Annotated in this window: 16 protein-coding genes; 1 reads left to right on the top strand and 15 read right to left on the bottom strand. The window is 62.5% G+C overall.

What is annotated here, in order from left to right:
- Positions 1–56: 56 nt before the first annotated feature.
- Entirely contained in the window at positions 57–938 is an 882-nt protein-coding gene (locus HBH1_RS05400) for a LysR family transcriptional regulator (protein WP_102661882.1), read from the bottom strand.
- Positions 939–1,072: 134 nt separating this feature from the next.
- Between HBH1_RS05400 and HBH1_RS05395 the strand changes: the two genes are divergently transcribed.
- Complete coding sequence (locus HBH1_RS05395; RefSeq protein WP_102661881.1) at positions 1,073–2,254, top strand: MFS transporter; 1,182 nt, start codon at positions 1,073–1,075, stop codon at positions 2,252–2,254.
- A 107-nt stretch (positions 2,255–2,361) separates the two neighbouring features.
- Here HBH1_RS05395 and HBH1_RS05390 read toward each other — a convergent pair whose 3' ends face one another.
- The 14 genes from HBH1_RS05390 to rlmN all read right to left on the bottom strand — a co-directional run bounded on the left by HBH1_RS05390 (position 2,362) and on the right by rlmN (position 18,343).
- Positions 2,362–2,892 (bottom strand): phosphoribosyltransferase, encoded by a 531-nt coding sequence (locus tag HBH1_RS05390; protein WP_006463317.1) that lies wholly within the window; start codon positions 2,890–2,892, stop codon positions 2,362–2,364.
- 50 nt (positions 2,893–2,942) lie between these two features.
- Complete coding sequence (locus HBH1_RS05385) at positions 2,943–4,256, bottom strand: adenylosuccinate synthase (protein WP_006463316.1); 1,314 nt, start codon at positions 4,254–4,256, stop codon at positions 2,943–2,945.
- 3 nt (positions 4,257–4,259) lie between these two features.
- Positions 4,260–5,420, bottom strand: coding sequence for an ATP phosphoribosyltransferase regulatory subunit (locus HBH1_RS05380; RefSeq protein WP_102661880.1), 1,161 nt, complete (start codon positions 5,418–5,420; stop codon positions 4,260–4,262).
- 292 nt (positions 5,421–5,712) lie between these two features.
- The gene (hflC, locus tag HBH1_RS05375) at positions 5,713–6,606 is read right to left on the bottom strand and encodes a protease modulator HflC (protein WP_102661879.1); all 894 of its coding nucleotides are present in this window, start codon (positions 6,604–6,606) and stop codon (positions 5,713–5,715) included.
- Positions 6,606–7,964: an FtsH protease activity modulator HflK gene (gene hflK, locus HBH1_RS05370; RefSeq protein ID WP_077235652.1), complete on the bottom strand. Its 1,359-nt coding sequence runs from the start codon at positions 7,962–7,964 to the stop codon at positions 6,606–6,608. The genes hflC and hflK overlap by 1 nt, the downstream gene beginning before the upstream one ends.
- An 89-nt stretch (positions 7,965–8,053) precedes the next feature.
- Positions 8,054–9,178 carry a GTPase HflX gene (gene hflX, locus HBH1_RS05365; RefSeq protein ID WP_006463312.1) on the bottom strand — a complete coding sequence of 375 codons (1,125 nt, stop codon included), beginning with the start codon at positions 9,176–9,178 and terminating at the stop codon, positions 8,054–8,056.
- Between the two features lie 39 nt (positions 9,179–9,217).
- Positions 9,218–9,457, bottom strand: coding sequence for an RNA chaperone Hfq (gene hfq, locus HBH1_RS05360; protein WP_006463311.1), 240 nt, complete (start codon positions 9,455–9,457; stop codon positions 9,218–9,220).
- A 139-nt stretch (positions 9,458–9,596) separates the two neighbouring features.
- Positions 9,597–10,940, bottom strand: a complete 1,344-nt coding sequence (der, locus tag HBH1_RS05355; RefSeq protein ID WP_006463310.1) for a ribosome biogenesis GTPase Der — start codon at positions 10,938–10,940, stop codon at positions 9,597–9,599.
- A 27-nt stretch (positions 10,941–10,967) separates the two neighbouring features.
- Positions 10,968–12,167: an outer membrane protein assembly factor BamB gene (bamB, locus tag HBH1_RS05350; protein ID WP_102661878.1), complete on the bottom strand. Its 1,200-nt coding sequence runs from the start codon at positions 12,165–12,167 to the stop codon at positions 10,968–10,970.
- A gap of 136 nt (positions 12,168–12,303) precedes the next feature.
- Positions 12,304–12,948 (bottom strand): YfgM family protein, encoded by a 645-nt coding sequence (locus HBH1_RS05345; RefSeq protein WP_102661877.1) that lies wholly within the window; start codon positions 12,946–12,948, stop codon positions 12,304–12,306.
- A gap of 43 nt (positions 12,949–12,991) precedes the next feature.
- Positions 12,992–14,353, bottom strand: a complete 1,362-nt coding sequence (gene hisS, locus HBH1_RS05340) for a histidine--tRNA ligase (protein ID WP_039875262.1) — start codon at positions 14,351–14,353, stop codon at positions 12,992–12,994.
- Between the two features lie 163 nt (positions 14,354–14,516).
- Positions 14,517–15,779: a flavodoxin-dependent (E)-4-hydroxy-3-methylbut-2-enyl-diphosphate synthase gene (gene ispG, locus HBH1_RS05335; RefSeq protein ID WP_102661876.1), complete on the bottom strand. Its 1,263-nt coding sequence runs from the start codon at positions 15,777–15,779 to the stop codon at positions 14,517–14,519.
- 14 nt (positions 15,780–15,793) lie between these two features.
- A complete protein-coding gene (locus HBH1_RS05330) occupies positions 15,794–16,870 on the bottom strand; it encodes a helix-turn-helix domain-containing protein (protein ID WP_102661875.1) in 1,077 nt (358 codons plus the stop codon).
- A gap of 300 nt (positions 16,871–17,170) precedes the next feature.
- The gene (gene rlmN, locus HBH1_RS05325) at positions 17,171–18,343 is read right to left on the bottom strand and encodes a dual-specificity RNA methyltransferase RlmN (RefSeq protein WP_039875259.1); all 1,173 of its coding nucleotides are present in this window, start codon (positions 18,341–18,343) and stop codon (positions 17,171–17,173) included.
- Positions 18,344–18,390 lie beyond the last annotated feature (47 nt).

Below are 18,390 nucleotides of genomic sequence, written 5' to 3'. Positions count from 1 at the left end.
TCCCCCTTGCGGCGATGTTCGCGCTCAGACTTGGTTTACGGCAAAACGTTTCCGATTTAAAGCTTGCACTGCAAAAAATCGAGGAAGCAGCTGATGCGGCGGGAGAGCTGGGTGTTGTGGTAATAGACCGCTGAAATCTTCTGGCGAAAGCCGCTATCGTGCTGCTCCAGCAGGCGCACCAGGCGGCCGGCGGCGATATCGTCGTCGGTCATGAAACTGGAAAGGCAGGCAATGCCCTGCCCCTGCAGCGCCAGATGGCGGATGGTCTCGCCGCTGGAAGCGCGCAGCGCCGGGCGGGTCTGGTAGCGGTCGCCGGCGTGGTGGCGCAGGGGCCAGTGATTGAGGATTTCCGGCTGCGAAAAGCCGATCAGCTGGTGCTGCTCCAGCGCCTCCACCGATGCCGGCGCGGGGTGCCGCGCCAGATAGGCGGGACTGGCGACGATGTTGAGCCGCGCTGAACTGAGGGCGCGGGCATGCAGGGTGGAGTCCTGCAGCTCGCCAATGCGGATGGCGATGTCGGCACGCTGCTCCACCAGGTCGATGAAGCGGTCATTGGTGGTGAGCTCAAGTTCGATGTCCGGATAGGCCTCGCGAAACGCGCCGACATGCGGGACGATACAGTGCAGCATGAAGGGCACGGCGGCGTCCACGCGCAGCTTGCCGACCGGCTTGCGGGTGCGCATGCGCACCGTTTCCTCGGCCTGTTCCATGGCCGCGAGGATGGCCCGGGCCTGTTCCAGGAAGGCCTCGCCCTCTTCGGTCAGCTCCATGCGGCGGGTGGTGCGGGTCAGCAGGCTGGCGCCCAGTTTTTCTTCCAGCCGCGACAGCGCGCGGCTCACGCCCGAGGTGGTCTGCTCCAGCACTTCGGCCGCCGCCGACAGGGTGCCGGCCTCGACCACGGCGACGAAGGTGCGCAATTCCTCGGACTGGATATTCATTGTTGACTCCGGATCAAATATTCTTTGATTGTAACGGCATTTTTCTCAACAAAGACTGCGCGCACAATCCTTCACATCGCTGGCAATCCAACTGGAGCAGCCGGCCTACTCCACACCACAACAAGAGGATTGCCATGCCAATTGCACTTTGGGCGCTGACCATCAGCGCATTCGCCATCGGGACTACCGAGTTCGTCATCATGGGGCTGCTGCCGGAAGTGGCCTCCAACCTGGGCGTGAGCCTGTCCTCGGCCGGTCTGCTGGTGACCGGCTATGCGCTGGGCGTGTTCGTGGGCGCACCGCTGGTGACCGCCACCACCGGCCGCCTGCCGCGCAAGACGCTGCTGATCGCGCTGATGGTGGTCTTCGTCATCGGCAACCTGGCCTGTGCCATTGCGCCGGGTTACGCCACGCTGATGCTGGGCCGGGTGGTGGCGTCCTTTGCCCACGGCGCGTTCTTCGGGGTCGGCTCGGTGGTGGCCACCAGCCTGGTCCCCAAGGAAAAGCAGGCCTCTGCCATCGCCCTGATGTTCACCGGCCTGACGGTGGCCAATGTGCTGGGCGTGCCCTTCGGCACCTGGCTGGGCCAACACTATGGCTGGCGCGCCACCTTCTGGGCGGTGACCGTGATCGGGGTGATCGCCCTGGCCGCCACCGCTGTGCTGGTGCCGCGTTCGCAAGGCGGTGAAGAGGCTGACTTCGGCAAGGAAGTGCGCGTACTGATGCGCCCGCAGGTGATGCTGGGCCTGCTGATGACGGTGCTGGGCTTCGGTGGCGTGTTCGCGGCCTTCACCTATATCGCCCCGATCCTGACCGATATCAGCGGCTTCCCACCGTCGGCGGTGTCGCCCATCCTGCTGCTGTTCGGCCTGGGACTGGTGATCGGCAATCTGGCCGGCGGCAAGCTGGCCGACAAGCGCCTGATGGCCACGCTGCTGGGCAGCCTGGTGCTGCTGGCGGTAGTGCTGGTGCTGTTCGGCCTGACCAATGGCAACAAGATCGCAGCCATCGTCGGCGTCGGGCTGATGGGCATGGCGGCCTTCGCTACCGTGCCGCCGCTGCAGATGCGGGTGCTGGAAAAGGCGACCGGCGCGCCCAACCTGGCCTCCTCGGCCAATATCGCGGCCTTCAACCTGGGCAATGCGGCCGGGGCCTGGCTGGGCGGCGTGACCATCGACCACGGCCCGGGCCTGCATGCCGTTCCCTATGTGGCCGCCCTGCTGCCGCTGGCAGGCATCGCGGTGGCCCTGCTGAGCTGGAAGATGGATGGCAAGCCGGTGCGCACCTCCACCTCCAAGCGCGTGGAGACCTGCTGAGCGCAGGACGGTACGAATAGCGGGCGCCCGACAAATCAAGGGCGAAAAAAAGAGCTTGCCGCGGCAAGCTCTTTTCATATCTGAAGCATCGCTGGTGAAGACGATACTCAGGCACCCTTCTTGATCCAGGCCGCCAGCTGGTGCGGGCCCAGACCGTCGTACTCTTCGAAGGGCTGGTGGATCCACGGATTGGTGGGCAGGTAGTCGATGTGGAAATCGGGTTCCACGACCGAGCAGGCCTTCCACCACAACACGGCACTCTTGATCTCGGTGACGGCCGGATAGTGCTCCTTCAGGTGCAGCATCACCTTTTGCAGGGTGACGCCGGAGTCGACCAGGTCGTCCACCAGCAGGATGCGGCCACCCAGGGTTCCCTTGGTGATGGTGATGTACTTGGCGATGTCCAGCGAGCTGCGGATGGTGCCGGCGGCTTCGCGGTAGGAGCTGGTCGAGAGGATGGCCAGCGGGACATCGAAAATGCGGGACATCACGTCACCCGGGCGCAGGCCGCCGCGCGCCAGGCACAGCACCTGGTCGAACTGGTAGCCGGATTCATAGACCTTCAACGCCAGTCGTTCGATCTGGCGGTTGTAGTCGTCCCAGGAGACCCAGAGGTCTTTATCGTCAGAGATCTTCATATTATTGATTGCTTCGTGTTGCTTTGTTACGTGTTACGGCGATGGCCTGATTACTTGAACGGGTGACGCAGGACGATGGTCTCTTCGCGGTCGGGACCGGTGGAGATCATGTCGATGGGCACGCCCACCAGTTCCTCGATGCGCTTGATGTAGGCACGGGCGTTGGCCGGCAGTGCATCCAGCGACTTGGCGCCGACGGTGGTCTCGGACCAGCCCGGCATTTCTTCGTAGATCGGTTCGCAGGCTGCGGCTTCTTCGGCGCCGACCGGGAAGATATCGACGGTCTTGCCGTTCAACTTGTAGCCGGTGCACAGCTTCAGCGATTCCAGGCCGTCCAGCACGTCCAGCTTGGTCAGGCACATGCCGGAGACACCGTTGATCTGCACCGAGCGCTTGAGCAGCGCGGCATCGAACCAGCCGCAACGGCGGGCACGGCCGGTGACGGTACCGAATTCATGGCCGACCGACGCCAGGTGCTTGCCGGTACCCACATCGGTGGGCAGTTCGGCCGGGAACGGGCCGGAACCGACACGGGTGGTGTAGGCCTTGGTGATGCCCATGATGTAGTGCAGCATGCCCGGGCCAACACCGGCACCGGCGGCGGCATTGCCGGCCACGCAGTTACTGGAGGTGACGAACGGGTAGGTGCCGTGGTCCACGTCCAGCAGGCTGCCTTGCGCGCCTTCGAACAGGATCTTGCCGCCGGCCTGATGGATGGCGTACAGGTCGCTGGAGACGTCGGTGACCATGGGCTTGATGCGCGGCACGTTGGCCAGGGCTTCGTCCAGGGTCTTCTGGAAGTCCACCGGCTGGGTCTTCAGGTAGTGGGTCAGGACGAAGTTGTGGTAGTCCAGGTTGGCCAGCAGCTTCTCGGCAAAGCGCTTTTCGTTCAATAGGTCGGCCACGCGGATGGCGCGACGGGCCACCTTGTCTTCATAGGCTGGGCCGATGCCCTTGCCGGTGGTGCCGATCTTGGCATCGCCACGGGCGGCTTCGCGGGCCACGTCCAGCGCTACGTGATAGGGCAGGATCAGGGGACAGGCGTCCGACACCTTCAGGCGCGAGCACACTTCCACGCCGGCGGCTTCGAGCTTGTCGATCTCGCGCAGCAGGTCGGGTACCGACAGAACCACGCCGTTGCCGATGTAGCAGGCCACGCCTTCGCGCATGATGCCCGAGGGAATCAGTTGCAGCGCAGTCTTCTTGCCGCCGATGACCAGCGTGTGGCCGGCATTGTGGCCGCCCTGGAAACGCACCACGCCTTGCGCGTGATCGGTCAGCCAATCGACGATCTTGCCCTTACCTTCATCGCCCCACTGCGTACCGATGACGACGACATTCTTTGCATTGCTGTTCTGTAACATGACTCAACCCAAGTTTTTGATAATCCAGTTTCCATTGCTGAAATCGAGTGCGCGATCGCAATCGAATTCGTCCTGATCGTGTTCGTGGCCGGGAAGGCTTTGGATCACGATCTCTCCCGCTTGCCGCAATTGCGCTATTTTCTCACGCAGACCGGCGTCCCTGCCCCAAGGGGCAAGGATGGCGCGTTTTCGTTCTGCGCCTGGCATCAGTCGTGCCAGTTCACGCAGGTCCAGGGAGAAGCCGGTGGCCGGCCGCGCACGGCCGAAGGCTTCACCCACATGGTCGTAGCGGCCGCCGCGCACCACCGCATTGGGCAGGCCCGGCACATAGGCGGAGAACATCACGCCGCTGTGGTAATGATAACCGCGCAGGTCGGCCAGATCGATGGTGACGGCCGCACCTTCATGGCCGGCGGCCAGTTCCACCAGGGCCTGCAGCTCGTCCAGAGCCTGGCCGATGCCGGGCAGTGCCGGCAGGGTGATGCGGGCGCGGGCGATGACGGAAATGTCGCCGTACAGGTTGGGCAGGGCCAGCAACGCGGCACGGGTGCCTTCCTGGAAGCCGGCGGTGATTTCCTGCAGGCCAGGCAGGTCCTTGGCCTGCAGCAGGCCGAACAGGTTGGCTTCCTGGCGCTTGGCGGCGGGATCGTTGGCAATGATGGCGCGCAGCACACCGACGTGGCACAGGTCCAGGCGGATGGTGCGCATGCCGGCCAGGGCCAGCGAATTCAAGGCCAGTTCCTGGATTTCGGCATCGGCTTCGATGCCGGCATGACCGTAGATCTCGGCGCCGATCTGGATCGGTTCGCGGGTGGCATGCAGGCCGGTCGGGCGGGTATGCAGGACGCTGCCGGCATAGCACAGGCGGGTCACGGAAGCGCGATTGAGCAGGTGGGCGTCGATACGCGCCACCTGGGTAGTCATGTCGGCGCGCACGCCCAGGGTACGACCGGAGAGCTGGTCGACCAGCTTGAAGGTGCGCAGGTCGGTGTCCTGGCCGGCCCCGGTGAGCAGGGATTCAAGGTACTCCAGCAGCGGCGGCATGACCATTTCGTAGCCATAGAGGCGGAAATTGTCGAGCAGGCGGCGACGCAGTTCCTCGATCTTGCGCGCTTCGGAGGGCAAGACATCGGCGATGTTTTCGGGAAGAAGCCAGTTAGGCATAAACAAAAGTCAAAGCTAAAAAAACGGATACGTGGACCGGCGATGTGCATTGCGACGGCCATCATGGCAATGGCCACCACGGCAATCACAAGCGGCCAGACGAAAAACCGGGGCGGTACAGGAAAAGCTGCCGCCCCTCTTCTTGCGTTCCGGGAAAATTGCACCCCGGAACATTGTGTTCGACCAAAAAAGGAAAGATGCCCTCTACCAGCGGCATCCATCCTGTTCGCCCTGCCCGCTTCACTCGGAGGCGGCGCAGGAAGCTTCACATTATCGCCTGTTCGGCGGATTTTTACTTCTTTGCAGCGCTGGGGGCAGTGCCACCCACACCCTTGAAGTATTTGAAGAACTCCGAGCTCGGGTCGACCACCATCAGATCGTGACGGCTCTTGAAGCTGGCGCGGTAAGCCTCCAGGCTGCGATAGAACTTGTAGAAATCGGCATTCTGGCTGAAGGCCTGGGCGTAGATCTGGGAGGCCTTGGCGTCGCCGGCACCGCGAATCTTTTCGGATTCACGATAGGCTTCGGCCAGGATCACCACGCGCTGGCGGTCGGCATCGGCGCGGATCTTTTCCGATTCGGCTGCACCGGTGGAACGCAGTTCGTTGGCCACGCGCACGCGTTCGGACTTCATGCGCTCGAACACCGAGGCGTTGATCTGGTCCACGTAGTCCACCCGACGCAGACGCACATCGATGACTTCCACGCCGATCTGCTTGGCCTCGTTGGCCACGCGGGCCTGGATGGCATCCATGACGTTGTTGCGCTGGCTGGAGATGACTTCGCGCACGGTGCGCTTGGTGATTTCATCGTTCAGCGCGGCCTTGACGATCTGCGACAGGCGGTCCTGGGTGCGACGCTCGTCAGCACCGAAGCTGACGAAGTACAGGCGCGGATCGACGATGCGCCACTTGACGTAGGCATCGACCAGCACGTTCATCTTTTCAGCCGTGATGAAACGGTCGGCGTCCGGGGTATCCAGGGTCTGGATGCGCTTGTCCAGGTACATCACGTTCTGGAACGGCGGCGGCAGCTTGAAGTGCAGGCCAGGCTCGTTGATGACCTGCTTGACCTCGCCCAGGGCGAAGACGATGGCCGAAGAGCGCTGGTCCACCACGAAGATGGTGGAAGAGGCCAGCCAGATCGCGACGACGGCGACGATGACGGAAGTGACGAGGCGGCCCATCAGCGCACCTCCCTTTCACGCGACTCACGGGGATCGCGGTTTCTGGTATCACGCATCAGCTCGGAAGAATACACAGTGTCGTTTCCTGCAGTCGAATTGGAGGACGCTGCGCCCAGCGACGGTTGGCTGGCCGCGGGCGCCTGCTGCTTGCCAGCGGCCGGAGCCGCGTCGCTGCCGCTTTGCTGGATCAGCTTGTCCAGCGGCAGGTACAGAAGGTTGCTGCCTGATTTGGCATCGACCATGACCTTGGTGGTATTGGCGAAGATCTGCTGCATGGTCTCAATGTACATGCGGTCGCGGGTGACGGCCGGGGCCTTGGCATAGGCTTCCTGCACCTGGGTGAAGCGCGAGGCATCACCTTCGGCATTGGCCACCACGCGGGAGCGGTAGGCTTCGGCTTCTTCCAGCAGGCGCGAGGCGGCACCGGAGGCGCGCGGGATCACGTCGTTGGCATAGGCCTGGCCTTCGTTCTTGAGGCGCTCACGGTCCTGACCGGCCTTGACGGCGTCGTCGAAGGCAGCCTGTACCTGTTCGGGCGGTTGCACGCCTTGCATGGTGACGTTGGTGATCTGCACACCGGACTTGTAGCGATCCAGGATCTGCTGCATGCGCTGGCTCACGTCCAGCGCGACCTTTTCACGGCCTTCGTAGAGCACGAAGTCCATCTTGCTGCGACCGACGATTTCGCGGATGGCGGTTTCGGCCACCTGGCGCACGGAATCGTCCGGATCGCGGTTGTTGAACAGCCATTCGGCGGCGTTCTTGAGCTTGTACTGGACGGCAAACTGGATGTCGATGATGTTTTCATCATCGGTGAGCATCAGGGATTCTTTCAGCTGCTTGTTGCGCACGCTGCCGCGGTAGCCGATCTCGGCGGTACGCACCTGGGACATGTTGACGATTTCATGGCCCTGGATGGGGTAAGGCCAGCGCCAGTTGAAGCCCGGCAGCGTGGTGTGGCTGTAGCGGCCGAAGGTGGTGACCACGGCGGTCTGGCCTTCCTGCACGATGAAGAAGCCACTGGCCAGCCAGAGGAAGGCGACGATGACGGCGATGACGCCCACACCGATGCCGGCGCCCTTGACGTCGCCGCGATTGAAGCCGCCGCCACCGTTGCCGCCATCGGAGCCGCCACCACCCTTGCGGCCGAGCAGGCCGGCGATGCGCTGGTTGAAGTCGCGCCAGAGCTGGTCGAGGTCGGGCGGACCGTCGTTGTTGCCGGACGGTTTTTCGGGCCGTTTGTCGCCGTTACTTCCGTTATTCTGATTCTCGCGGTTGTCGTTTTGCGAACCACGTCCCCATTGGGGGTCGTTCAACGAAAACTTGACACCGATTTTCCTGAATAAAGACACAAGCATGCGTTTGCGATCCGTCTGAAGTGATGGATTAAGAGAATCAAGGAGGAATGCGCGCCGGGAACGTGCGAAAGGCCGTCCCCTCGAACGGCTCAGGCGTGCATGTCTACGGAATCGACTGGCGTGGAACGGCTGCGACCCCTGGCCTCCAAGGCGGCCTTGAGCGAAGCGGCGATCGCTTCGCGCAGCAGATCCAGGCCAGCACCAGACTTGGCACTGACGAAAACCCGCTGGATTTTACCATACTCGTCATACTCGACCGCCGGTTCCAGGCCGGCAGCGTCGATCTTGTTCCAGACCAGGATCTGGGGCACGTGGTCGGCGCCGATTTCCTTCAAGACCAGGTTGACCTCGTCGATCTGCTCCATCCGCACCGGGCTGGCGGCATCCACGACGTGCAGCAGCAGGTCGGCATGGATGGTTTCTTCCAGCGTGGCACGGAAGGCTTCCACCAGTTGGTGCGGCAGTTCGCGGATGAAGCCGACGGTGTCGGAAATGACCACGTGTCCCACCTCGCCCAGGTAGACGCGACGTGAGGTCGTGTCCAGCGTGGCAAAAAGCTGGTTGGCGGCATACACGCCCGCCTTGGCCATGGCGTTGAAGATGGTCGACTTGCCGGCGTTGGTATAACCCACCAGCGAGACCGAGAAGGTTTCGCTGCGCCCACGCGCACGGCGCTGGGTGGCATGCTGCCGACGCAGCTTGGCCAGCACGGCGCGCAGCGCCTTGACACGCTCGCCGAGGAGGCGTCGGTCGGTTTCCAGCTGGGTTTCACCGGGACCGCGCAGGCCGATACCGCCCTTTTGCCGTTCCAGGTGGGTCCAGCCGCGAATGAGGCGGGTCGAGAGATGCTGTAGCTGGGCCAGTTCGACCTGCACCTTGCCCTCGTGGCTCTTGGCGCGCTGCGCAAAGATATCAAGGATCAGGCTGGTACGGTCCAGTACGCGCACCTTGAGCACCCGCTCCAGGTTGCGTTGCTGGGCCGGTGATAGGGCATGATTGAAGATGACCAGTTCGAGCTGGAGGTCGGCGACGGCGTCGGCGATTTCCTGTGCCTTGCCGGTACCAACGAAGAGAGCGGCATCCGGGCTGGCGCGACGACCGGTGATGGTGATCACCGGTTCTGCACCAGCCGATTTTGCCAAAAGGAAGAGCTCATCCAGACTTGCGGCGAAGTCGTTCTTGCCGAAGTCCAGGCCGACTAACGCGGCACGCATGTCAGAATGCCCACGGCGTCAAGCCGGCCAGGTAGACCATTATTCGTCGGACGAGGATTCGAGACTGAGGTTGACCGCACGTGCAGGCACGACGGTGGAGATGGCGTGTTTGTAAACCATTTGCGTAACAGTGTTGCGCAGCAGGACCACGTATTGATCGAAAGATTCCACATGGCCTTGCAGCTTGATGCCGTTGACCAGATAGATAGAGACGGGAACGTGCTCTTTTCTCAATGCGTTCAGGAATGGGTCTTGTAACAATTGCCCTTTGTTGCTCATGGCAGCTCCACGGTGTTGTTGTGATTAGGACTTGGAGGCACTTCAAGGAATATCAAGTGCTTTACCAACTTTATGCTATTCAATTTAAACGATTTTCGCTCCAACGCCAAAAACATTGATCGAATAGCAGGTTTACGATTTATTTTTCCTGCCGGATGAAAGGATTCTTGCCCGACTTGAACTCGATACGCAGTGGAGTGCCCACCAGAGAGAAAGTTTCCCGGAAGTGCTTTTCCAGATATCTCTTATAGTTGTCGTCGATGGCTTCCAGGGCATTGCCGTGAATCACCACCACCGGCGGGTTCTGACCACCCTGGTGCGCATAGCGCAGCTTGGGACGGATCGAACCCTTGCGACGCGGCTGCTGGTGCTCCAGCGCCTCTTCCAGCGCACGGGTGAGGCGCGGCGTGCTCAGCTTGGCCATGGCGGCGGCGTAGGCCGAATCGATGGATTTCATCAGCGGGCCGATACCGGTCGACTTCAGCGCCGAGATGAAGTGGAATTTGGCGAAGGACAGGAAATTGAGCTTGCGCTCCAGATCCATCTTGATCTGGTCGCGCTGGTCACTCTGCATGCCATCCCATTTGTTCACCCCGACCACCAGCGCCCTGCCCGACTCCAGCACGAAGCCGGCAATGTGGGCGTCCTGTTCGGAGATATCCTGCTGGGCGTCCAGCAGCAGCAGCACGACGTTGGCGTCTGAAATCGATTTCAGGGTCTTGACCACCGAGAACTTCTCGATGGCTTCGAACACCTTGCCGCGGCGGCGGATGCCTGCGGTGTCGATCAGGGTGTAGTGACGGCCTTCGCGCTCGAATGGGATCTCGATCGAGTCGCGGGTGGTGCCGGGCATGTCGAAGGCGATCACGCGCTCTTCGCCCAGCAAGGTATTGACCAGGGTCGACTTGCCGACGTTGGGGCGGCCGACGATGGCGATCTTGGTGCCGCGCACGGCAGCCTCTTCCGGCTCCGGCTCCTGGGCACGCTGGGCTTCGATCTGGTCCAGTGCTTCCTCCACCAGATCGGCCACGCCATCACCATGGGCAGCGGAGATCACGTAAGGATCGCCCATGCCCAGTTCGTAGAAGTCAGCAGTGACCGAGGTGTACTTCATGCCTTCGGACTTGTTGACCACCAGCATCACCGAACGTCCGCATTTGCGCAGGAAGTCGGTGATGGTCTTGTCGTGCGGCGTAAGCCCCTGGCGGCCGTCGACGATGAAGACCACGACATCGGCCTCGACCACGGCCTGCTTGGTCTGCTTGGCCATTTCATACATGATCCCGTCCTTGGCGACGGGTTCGAAGCCACCGGTATCGATCACCAGGAACGGACGTTCGCCGACCCGGCCTTCGCCGTAGTGACGATCGCGCGTCAGGCCAGGCAGGTCCGCCACCAGCGCATCGCGGCTGCGGGTGAGCCTGTTGAACAACGTCGATTTGCCGACGTTGGGACGGCCTACAAGTGCAATTACCGGTTTCATTTCTTTTCTTTAAGGGTCGTTCGTCACTTATTCAGCGACGACGGAGACCACTGTTCCTGATTTGGTTTGGAAAACGACAGACGATCCGGTCGAGACCGGGGGCGCCTGGATTGCGCTTCCGTCGGTGGACAGACGCGCCACGAAGGCACCATCTTCACGCGACAGGAAGTGAATATAGCCCTGGTAGTCAGCCACTGCCACTGCCTTGCCCACGGCGATCGGGGCCGACAGCACGCGATTCTTCAGACGATCGTTGCGCCAGATGACGGCACCGGTATCGCGGGCGAATTCGGTGACGGCACCGCTGATATCGGCGGCATAGACATAGGCATCGTCCAGATTGACGCCGACGTCACTGGAGAACTCCTTGATCCAGCGCACATTGCCATTCAACAAGTCGAAGCAACCGATACGGCCCTGGTAGGACGCGGCGCAGATATCACGCGAACCCAGCGCCGGCACACCGGACACATCGGAAATACGCTCCAGCTCGGTGGTACCGCGCGGATCGCCGACCGGCACTTCCCAGCGCGGACCGCCGTTATTCAGAGCCAGGGCCGACAGACGGCCACCCGGCAGCGCCACGAAGGCGGTCTGCGAACCGATCGCGATGCCCGGCGCATTGCGCAGCGTCAGCGAGGGCACGTTGCGCTGGACCATCCAGCGCTGGCTGCCGTTGTCGGCATCATACGCCGTCACGCGGTTGTCGATACTGCGGATGACCACCAGACCTTCACCCACTGCCGGCGAGGATAGCACTTCGCTGGGGGCCTGGGCGCTCCAGGTCGGCTTGCCGGAGGTGGCATCGAAAGCCTGGATACGGCCCTTCTGGCCTACCACCACCACGGTGCTGCCATCGGTGCCGACACCGGCGGTCAGGTCCATGTCGGTACGGCTGCGCCACAAGGTCTGGCCGTTCTGGGCGTTGATGCGAACCACGCTGCCATCATTGGCGGCGGCAAAGATGCTGCCGGCGGCGTAGGCCGGGCTGAACTGGAAGCTGCCGGATTTGCCCACCGAGACCGACCAGGCGGTCTGTACGCGCAGTTTCTGCGTGAATTCGACCAGCGGTGCCGGCGGATTCGGATCCTTCTTGCTGGAAAACAGCGAGCAGCCGGACAAGGTAACCACGGCTGCAACCGCAGCCAGCTTCAGCACCAGCTTACCGGTGCGAGGGGAACGAGCAAAGGATGTTGCCTGGGCAGCAGTGGCTGTCACACTACGCATATTCTGTTTCCTCTAAGCGATGAATGGATTCGCGGTGGGATTGCGGTTCAATTCCCGGGCTGCTTTCCGCAACCCGGGCGGCAGACACGACGCCCGCCGTGACGGACCTCATGCCGGCGCGATATCAGTGAGCCGATCAGGCCTTGGGTGCTTCGCCGCCGATGGCGTCCAGCTTGATCTGGATGAGCTGGCGACCGGGATCCTTGGCGTCGCTCTTTTCCAGGGCCAGCTTGTAGGCGGTGCGCGCTTCATCGCGCTTGCCCTGGGCCAGCAGCACATCACCCTTGCGGTCGGCGATGGCACCGGCAAACTGGGCCGGATAGTCGCCGGCGAGCAGCTTCAAGGCTTCATCATAGGACTTGGCATCCAGCAGCACGCCAGCCAGACGCACTGCGGCGATAGCCTTGTATTCCTTGCCGCGACCGTGATCGATCACCCATTGCAACTGCTTCTTGGCGGTCTCGATGTCATTGGCATCGAAGGCCGAACGGGCAGCCACCAGGGCGCTCATCTCGGCGTAGGCCGTGCCGCTGAACTTGTCCTGGATGTCGCTGGCAGCGCGCTGCACCTTGGCATTGTCCTTGGCGGCGAACGACTTCTGCTGCTCTTCGTACAACACCGAGGCCTGTCCGGACTGGCGGGCCTGGTAGGTGTTCCAGCCGGTCCAGGCCGCATAGGCGGCCAGCGCGATGATCAGCGCCCAGGTCACCAGGTTGCCGTACTTCGCCCACCAGGCCTTGATGGAATCAAGCTGTTCTTGTTCTTCGAGATCGTATGCCATGTAACTCTGCGATTAGAAAACTGTGTTGACGGATGACGCTTGCTCAGGGGTGGTAGTGCACGTGGTCATGATCATGATCGTGGTCATGATCGCCGACGATCTGCTCCACGATGTAGTCGACCACGGCATCGAATGCCATGTTGCTCTGGTTGGCGCGCCCTTCCTCGGCGTTGCCTTCGCGCATGTGCTTGACGGTGGCAGTGCCTGCCTTGAGCTCGTCCTCGCCGATGATGATGGCGAAGGCGGCGCCGCTGGCGTCGGCGCGCTTCATCTGCGCCTTGAACGAACCACCACCATTGGACGATGCGCAATGTAGCACAACATCGAGCCCGGCAGTCCGCAAACGTTCCGCCAGGACGAAAGATTGCAGCTGGGCATCATCGCCCTGGTGAACCAGATAGACGTCGCACTGGTTGGGCGCATATTGCTCGCCGTTGGCCTTCATCAGCTCCAGCAGGCGTTCCACGCCCATGGCAAAACCACAGGCCGGCGTCGGCTTGCCGCCGAACATTTCGATCAGCGGGTCGTAGCGGCCGCCGCCACAGACGGTGCCTTGCGAACCCAGCTGGTCGGTGACCCACTCGAACACGGTACGGTTGTAATAGTCCATGCCGCGCACCAGGCGCGGATTGATGGTGAACGGAATGTTGTTGTGACGCAGGATCTTCTGCACGCCTTCGAAGTGCGCGCGCGACTCCTCGCCCAGGTAGTCCAGCAGCTTGGGGGCGGCGTTGACCATTTCCTGCATGGTCGGATTCTTGGTGTCGAGGATGCGCAGCGGATTGGCGTGCAGGCGGCGCTGGGCGTCAGTGTCCAGCAGGTCCTTGTGCTGCTCGAAATAGGCAATCAGGTCGGCACGGTGCTTGTTGCGCTCTTCGGCGTTGCCGATCGAGTTCAGCTCCAGGCGGATATCGGACAGGCCAAGGTCATCCCACAGGCGCTGGCACATCATGATCAGTTCGGCATCGATGTCCGGGCCGCTGAAGCCGACTGCCTCCGCTCCGACCTGGTGGAACTGGCGATAACGACCGCGCTGCGGACGCTCGTGGCGGAACATGGGACCGACGTACCACAGGCGCTTGGGGCCGTCATAGGTCAGGTTGTGCTCAAGGGCGGCACGCACCACGCCGGCGGTGTTTTCCGGACGCAGGGTCAGATTGTCGCCGTTCATGGAGTCGGTGAAGGAATACATTTCCTTCTCGACGATATCGGTCACCTCGCCCAGGCCGCGTGCGAACAGCGCAGTCGGCTCGACGATAGGGGTGCGGATCTGCTGGAAACCATAGCTCTTGAGCACCGATTGCACGGTGTTCTCGAACAGCTCCCACAAGGGCGCATCGGCGGGCAGGATGTCGTTCATCCCTTTGACGCCAACGATTTTTTCGACTTTCTTTTGTTCTGACATACCGAATACCGGAGAGTGTTGTCTTGAAACTTCAATTCTGGAAGCTGTCACCTGCCGCATCATTCATGCGAGCGGTTCAGCGCAAGTGGGCAAGTGTAACGCATGGCCTGCCGCCCCCAGTCGCGCTGGGCGGCCCAAGCTGCAGCCCAATCCTGCAGCTCAATCAGGCATGGCTGCCCTGGCCATAGTGTGATTCGACGTATTGCAGCACCACGTTCTGGAATTCCTCGGCAATGCGTTCGCCGCGCAGGGTCATCTTCTTTTCCCCATCGATGAACACCGGTGCCGCCGGGGATTCGCCGGTGCCAGGCAGGCTGATGCCGATATTGGCGTGCTTGGACTCACCCGGGCCGTTGACGACGCAGCCCATCACGGCCACATTCATGGCTTCCACGCCGGGGTACTTGCCCTTCCACACCGGCATCTGCTCGCGCAGGAAGGTCTGGATCTTGTCTGCCAGGTCCTGGAACACGGTGGAGGTGGTACGACCGCAACCGGGGCAGGCGATCACCATCGGGGTGAACTTGCGCAGGCCCATGGTCTGCAGGATTTCCTGGCCGACCACCACTTCCTTGGTACGGTCGCCGCCCGGTTCGGGGGTGAGCGAAATACGGATGGTGTCGCCGATACCTTCCTGCAGCAGCACCGACAGTGCTGCGGTGGACGCCACGATGCCCTTGCTGCCCATGCCGGCCTCGGTCAGCCCCAGGTGCAAGGGATAGTCGCAACGGCGTGCCAGTTCGCGATAGACCGCGATCAGGTCCTGCACACCGGAGACCTTGCAGGACAGGATGATCTTGTCGCCGGCCATGCCCAGCTCTTCTGCACGCTGGGCGTTTTCGATGGCCGAGGTGACCAGTGCTTCGTACATCACCGCCTGTGCCGACCAGGGTTCGGCACGCCCGGCGTTCTCATCCATGATGCGCGCCAGCAGCGCCTGGTCCAGGCTGCCCCAGTTGACGCCGATGCGCACCGGCTTGTCATACTTGCAGGCCACCTCGATCATCTGGGCGAACTGGGTGTCGCGCTTGGCGCCCTTGCCGACGTTGCCGGGATTGATGCGGTACTTGGAGAGGGCCTGGGCACACTCGGGATAGTCGGTCAGCAGGGTGTGGCCGTTGTAGTGGAAGTCGCCCACCAGCGGCACATCCACCCCCATGCGGTCGAGTTGCTCGCGAATGGCCGGCACCGCTGCCGCCGCTTCGGGCGTATTGACGGTCAGCCGGACTATTTCGGAGCCGGCGCGGGCCAGGTCCTTGATCTGGATCGCCGTCCCGATGGCGTCGGCGGTATCGGTGTTGGTCATGGATTGCACCATCACCGGTGCCCCCCCGCCGACAACGATCTCCCGCGCACCGTGGCTGATGATCACGCGGCGGCTGTTGCGGCGGGCCAGCGGCCCGGAAGCGATCGGGGAGGAAGACATGATAGGCAGACGGTTCAGTTCAGGTTCAGCCGTGCGACATTGCTGCCGCCCGGGGATTTCAGGTCCAGCGGCTGGCCGCGCAAGGTGGCGTCGACGCCGGAGGCATTGCCGATGATCAGGGTCGTGGCGTCGGAGACGTCGAAGGTTTCGGTGGTGCCGGCCTTGAGCAGGCGCGAAATCACGGTGCTCTTGTCGGCACGACGGATCTCGACCCAGGAGTCCTCACGGAAGCTCAGACGCAGCAGGTCCTTGCTATTGACGATGTTCAGGCCACTGGGAACAGTGGTCGCGGCCATCTGGGCAGACGACGAGGACGATGAAGACGAGGTGACCGAAGCAGGCGCCGCCGTCACGGTCGAAGCCGGTTGCGCAGCGGCCGGGGCCGCCGCCTCCACAGGGGCAGCGACGGAGGCTACCGGAGCGGGCGCGGGGGTTGCGGTGGCAGCAGCCGATGATTCCTTGGCCGCCTCATTTCCGGCCGGCTCGACAATCGTATCGACGCGGGCATTGACCGGTGTATCGGAAGAGACGGCGTCAGCGTTCTGCGCCGCTTCCGGGGCCGACGCTTCACTCTTGTGCGACTTCAACCAGGCCAGTTGCGGCACGGCTGCACCCAGATCGGTCCAGCGCACTGCAGCCGCACCGGCCAGCAAGGCGACCACGATCACGCCCGCCACGATGGGCAAGGCCGAGCTATTGCCGCGGGTGCTCATCATCATGGCCGGCAACGGCCCTTCCGAGAAAGGCGTGGACAGCGAATGCTGCGGCACGATGTGATCGCGCTGCGCGACGGCCGACTCCTGCGGCATGGCAGCGGTCAAGGCATTGGCGTCCAGCCCCAGCACCTTGGCATAGCTGCGCACGAAGCCCCGCGCCACGGCCAGGCCTGGCAGGGCGGCGTAATTGTCGGCCTCGATGGCCTGGATCTGGCGCGGTGCCAGCTTGACCAGGCTGGCCACCTGCTCCACCGACCAACCCTTCTTCTGGCGTGCTGCGGCCAGCATGGCACCCGGCAAGAGGACGGCCTGGGACGATTGACCTGCATCCTGCGGTTGTTGCGACGACATTTCGTTCATTTGTTGATCACTCATCAAATGCTCCACATGGAAAAGCTTTTTTTAACCGGCCCTGGCCGGATTCTTCTGGAGCGTCCCTGCGCGACCCGCGTCGCGCCCCTCCCGGGAATTTCGACCACTTCAGCATGTCCTGCCGCTCAGCGGCAGCACACGCAATCATTTCAACAAGAACACAAAAAGGACGTGCGATGCTTGCGCCCCAGCGCAACATCGACGCCCCTGCAACGGATTCGAAAAAAAGAGGTGCATCTGCCCTCGCCACCACGGCAAGGGCTGGTGATGCGCAACCAGCCAGGGTATCCAGGCCCCTTGCCGTCACCCGGAGATCTCCACGATGCGGCCGAAATCACGGCCGTACTTGTCCTGATACTCCGCCATCTTCTGCATGCGCTCCTGCACCCGGGTGCGGTCCTTGACCTCACCGGCCAACTGCCCGCAGGCGGCATCGATATCGTCACCACGCGTCTTGCGGATGGTGGTCACGATGCCGGCATCCATCAGGATTTGCGCGAACGCCTTGATGCGGGGATTGTGGGAACGCTTCAGACCCGACTCGGGGAAGGGATTGAAGGGGATCAGGTTGAACTTGCAGGGGATGGCCGTCTCGCCTTCCTTCACCAGCGCGACCAGTTCACGGGCATGGGTGTCGGTGTCATTGACGCCATCGAGCATGCAATACTCGAAGGTGATGAAGTCACGCGGCGCGAATTCGAGATAGCGCTTGCATGCCAGCATCAGCTCGCGCAGGGGGTGCTTGCGGTTCAGCGGGATCAGCGAATCGCGCAGCGCGTCGTTGGAGGCATGCAGCGACACCGCCAGCGCCACCGGGCACTCCTGGGACAGCTTGTCGATCATCGGCACCACGCCGCTGGTGGACAAGGTCACGCGACGGCGCGACAGGCCATAGGCATTGTCGTCCAGCATCAGGCGCAAGGCGGTCACGGTCGGCTCGAAGTTGAGCAGCGGCTCGCCCATGCCCATCATCACCACGTTGGTAATCTGGCGCTCGCCCTTGGGACCGCCCTCGATACCCTTGGTCTTGCGCAATTCGAATTCCGCCATCCACAGCTGGCCGATGATCTCCGCAACGGTCAGATTGCGGTTGAAGCCCTGCTTGCCGGTCGAGCAGAAACGGCAATTCACGGCACAGCCCGCCTGCGTGGAAACGCACAGCGTGCCGCGGTTTTCTTCAGGAATGAACACGGTTTCCACCGCATTGCCCTGGCCCACGTCGACCAGCCACTTGCGTGTACCGTCGGTGGAGGTATGGTCACTGATGATGGCCGGCGCACGCACTTCGGCGCGGGTCTTCAATTTGTCGCGCAGCGATTTGGCCAGATCGGTCATCTGATCGAAATCAGACACCCCGAACTGGTGTATCCAACGCTGCAACTGCTTGGCACGAAACGGCTTCTCACCCAACTCGCCGCAGTAGGCGACGAGTTGCGCGGGATCCATATCCAGCAGATTGGTGAGAGCTGTAGTCATGATGCTTGCGGCCGGGACCAGGACGGAAAGACGCGACAGGAATTGCA

The organism is Herbaspirillum sp. BH-1 (assembly GCF_002870055.1).
Lineage (GTDB): Bacteria > Pseudomonadota > Gammaproteobacteria > Burkholderiales > Burkholderiaceae_D > Herbaspirillum > Herbaspirillum frisingense.
Note: the sequence above shows the minus strand (reverse complement) of the source record. Positions and strands in the feature narration are given on the sequence as shown.

What these genes read in the sequence shown, in the direction of transcription:
- ispG (WP_102661876.1), bottom strand. Translation starts at nt 15,779, where the DNA reads ATGTCTTCCTCCCCGATCGCTTCCGGGCCGCTGGCCCGCCGCAACAGC.
- HBH1_RS05390 (WP_006463317.1), bottom strand. Translation starts at nt 2,892, where the DNA reads ATGAAGATCTCTGACGATAAAGACCTCTGGGTCTCCTGGGACGACTAC.
- hflC (WP_102661879.1), bottom strand. Translation starts at nt 6,606, where the DNA reads ATGGGCCGCCTCGTCACTTCCGTCATCGTCGCCGTCGTCGCGATCTGG.
- HBH1_RS05400 (WP_102661882.1), bottom strand. Translation starts at nt 938, where the DNA reads ATGAATATCCAGTCCGAGGAATTGCGCACCTTCGTCGCCGTGGTCGAG.
- HBH1_RS05380 (WP_102661880.1), bottom strand. Translation starts at nt 5,420, where the DNA reads ATGCCTAACTGGCTTCTTCCCGAAAACATCGCCGATGTCTTGCCCTCC.
- HBH1_RS05345 (WP_102661877.1), bottom strand. Translation starts at nt 12,948, where the DNA reads ATGGCATACGATCTCGAAGAACAAGAACAGCTTGATTCCATCAAGGCC.
- HBH1_RS05385 (WP_006463316.1), bottom strand. Translation starts at nt 4,256, where the DNA reads ATGTTACAGAACAGCAATGCAAAGAATGTCGTCGTCATCGGTACGCAG.
- hflX (WP_006463312.1), bottom strand. Translation starts at nt 9,178, where the DNA reads ATGCGTGCCGCGTTAGTCGGCCTGGACTTCGGCAAGAACGACTTCGCC.
- bamB (WP_102661878.1), bottom strand. Translation starts at nt 12,167, where the DNA reads ATGCGTAGTGTGACAGCCACTGCTGCCCAGGCAACATCCTTTGCTCGT.
- der (WP_006463310.1), bottom strand. Translation starts at nt 10,940, where the DNA reads ATGAAACCGGTAATTGCACTTGTAGGCCGTCCCAACGTCGGCAAATCG.
- hflK (WP_077235652.1), bottom strand. Translation starts at nt 7,964, where the DNA reads ATGCTTGTGTCTTTATTCAGGAAAATCGGTGTCAAGTTTTCGTTGAAC.
- rlmN (WP_039875259.1), bottom strand. Translation starts at nt 18,343, where the DNA reads ATGACTACAGCTCTCACCAATCTGCTGGATATGGATCCCGCGCAACTC.
- hisS (WP_039875262.1), bottom strand. Translation starts at nt 14,353, where the DNA reads ATGTCAGAACAAAAGAAAGTCGAAAAAATCGTTGGCGTCAAAGGGATG.
- hfq (WP_006463311.1), bottom strand. Translation starts at nt 9,457, where the DNA reads ATGAGCAACAAAGGGCAATTGTTACAAGACCCATTCCTGAACGCATTG.
- HBH1_RS05330 (WP_102661875.1), bottom strand. Translation starts at nt 16,870, where the DNA reads ATGAGTGATCAACAAATGAACGAAATGTCGTCGCAACAACCGCAGGAT.
- HBH1_RS05395 (WP_102661881.1), top strand. Translation starts at nt 1,073, where the DNA reads ATGCCAATTGCACTTTGGGCGCTGACCATCAGCGCATTCGCCATCGGG.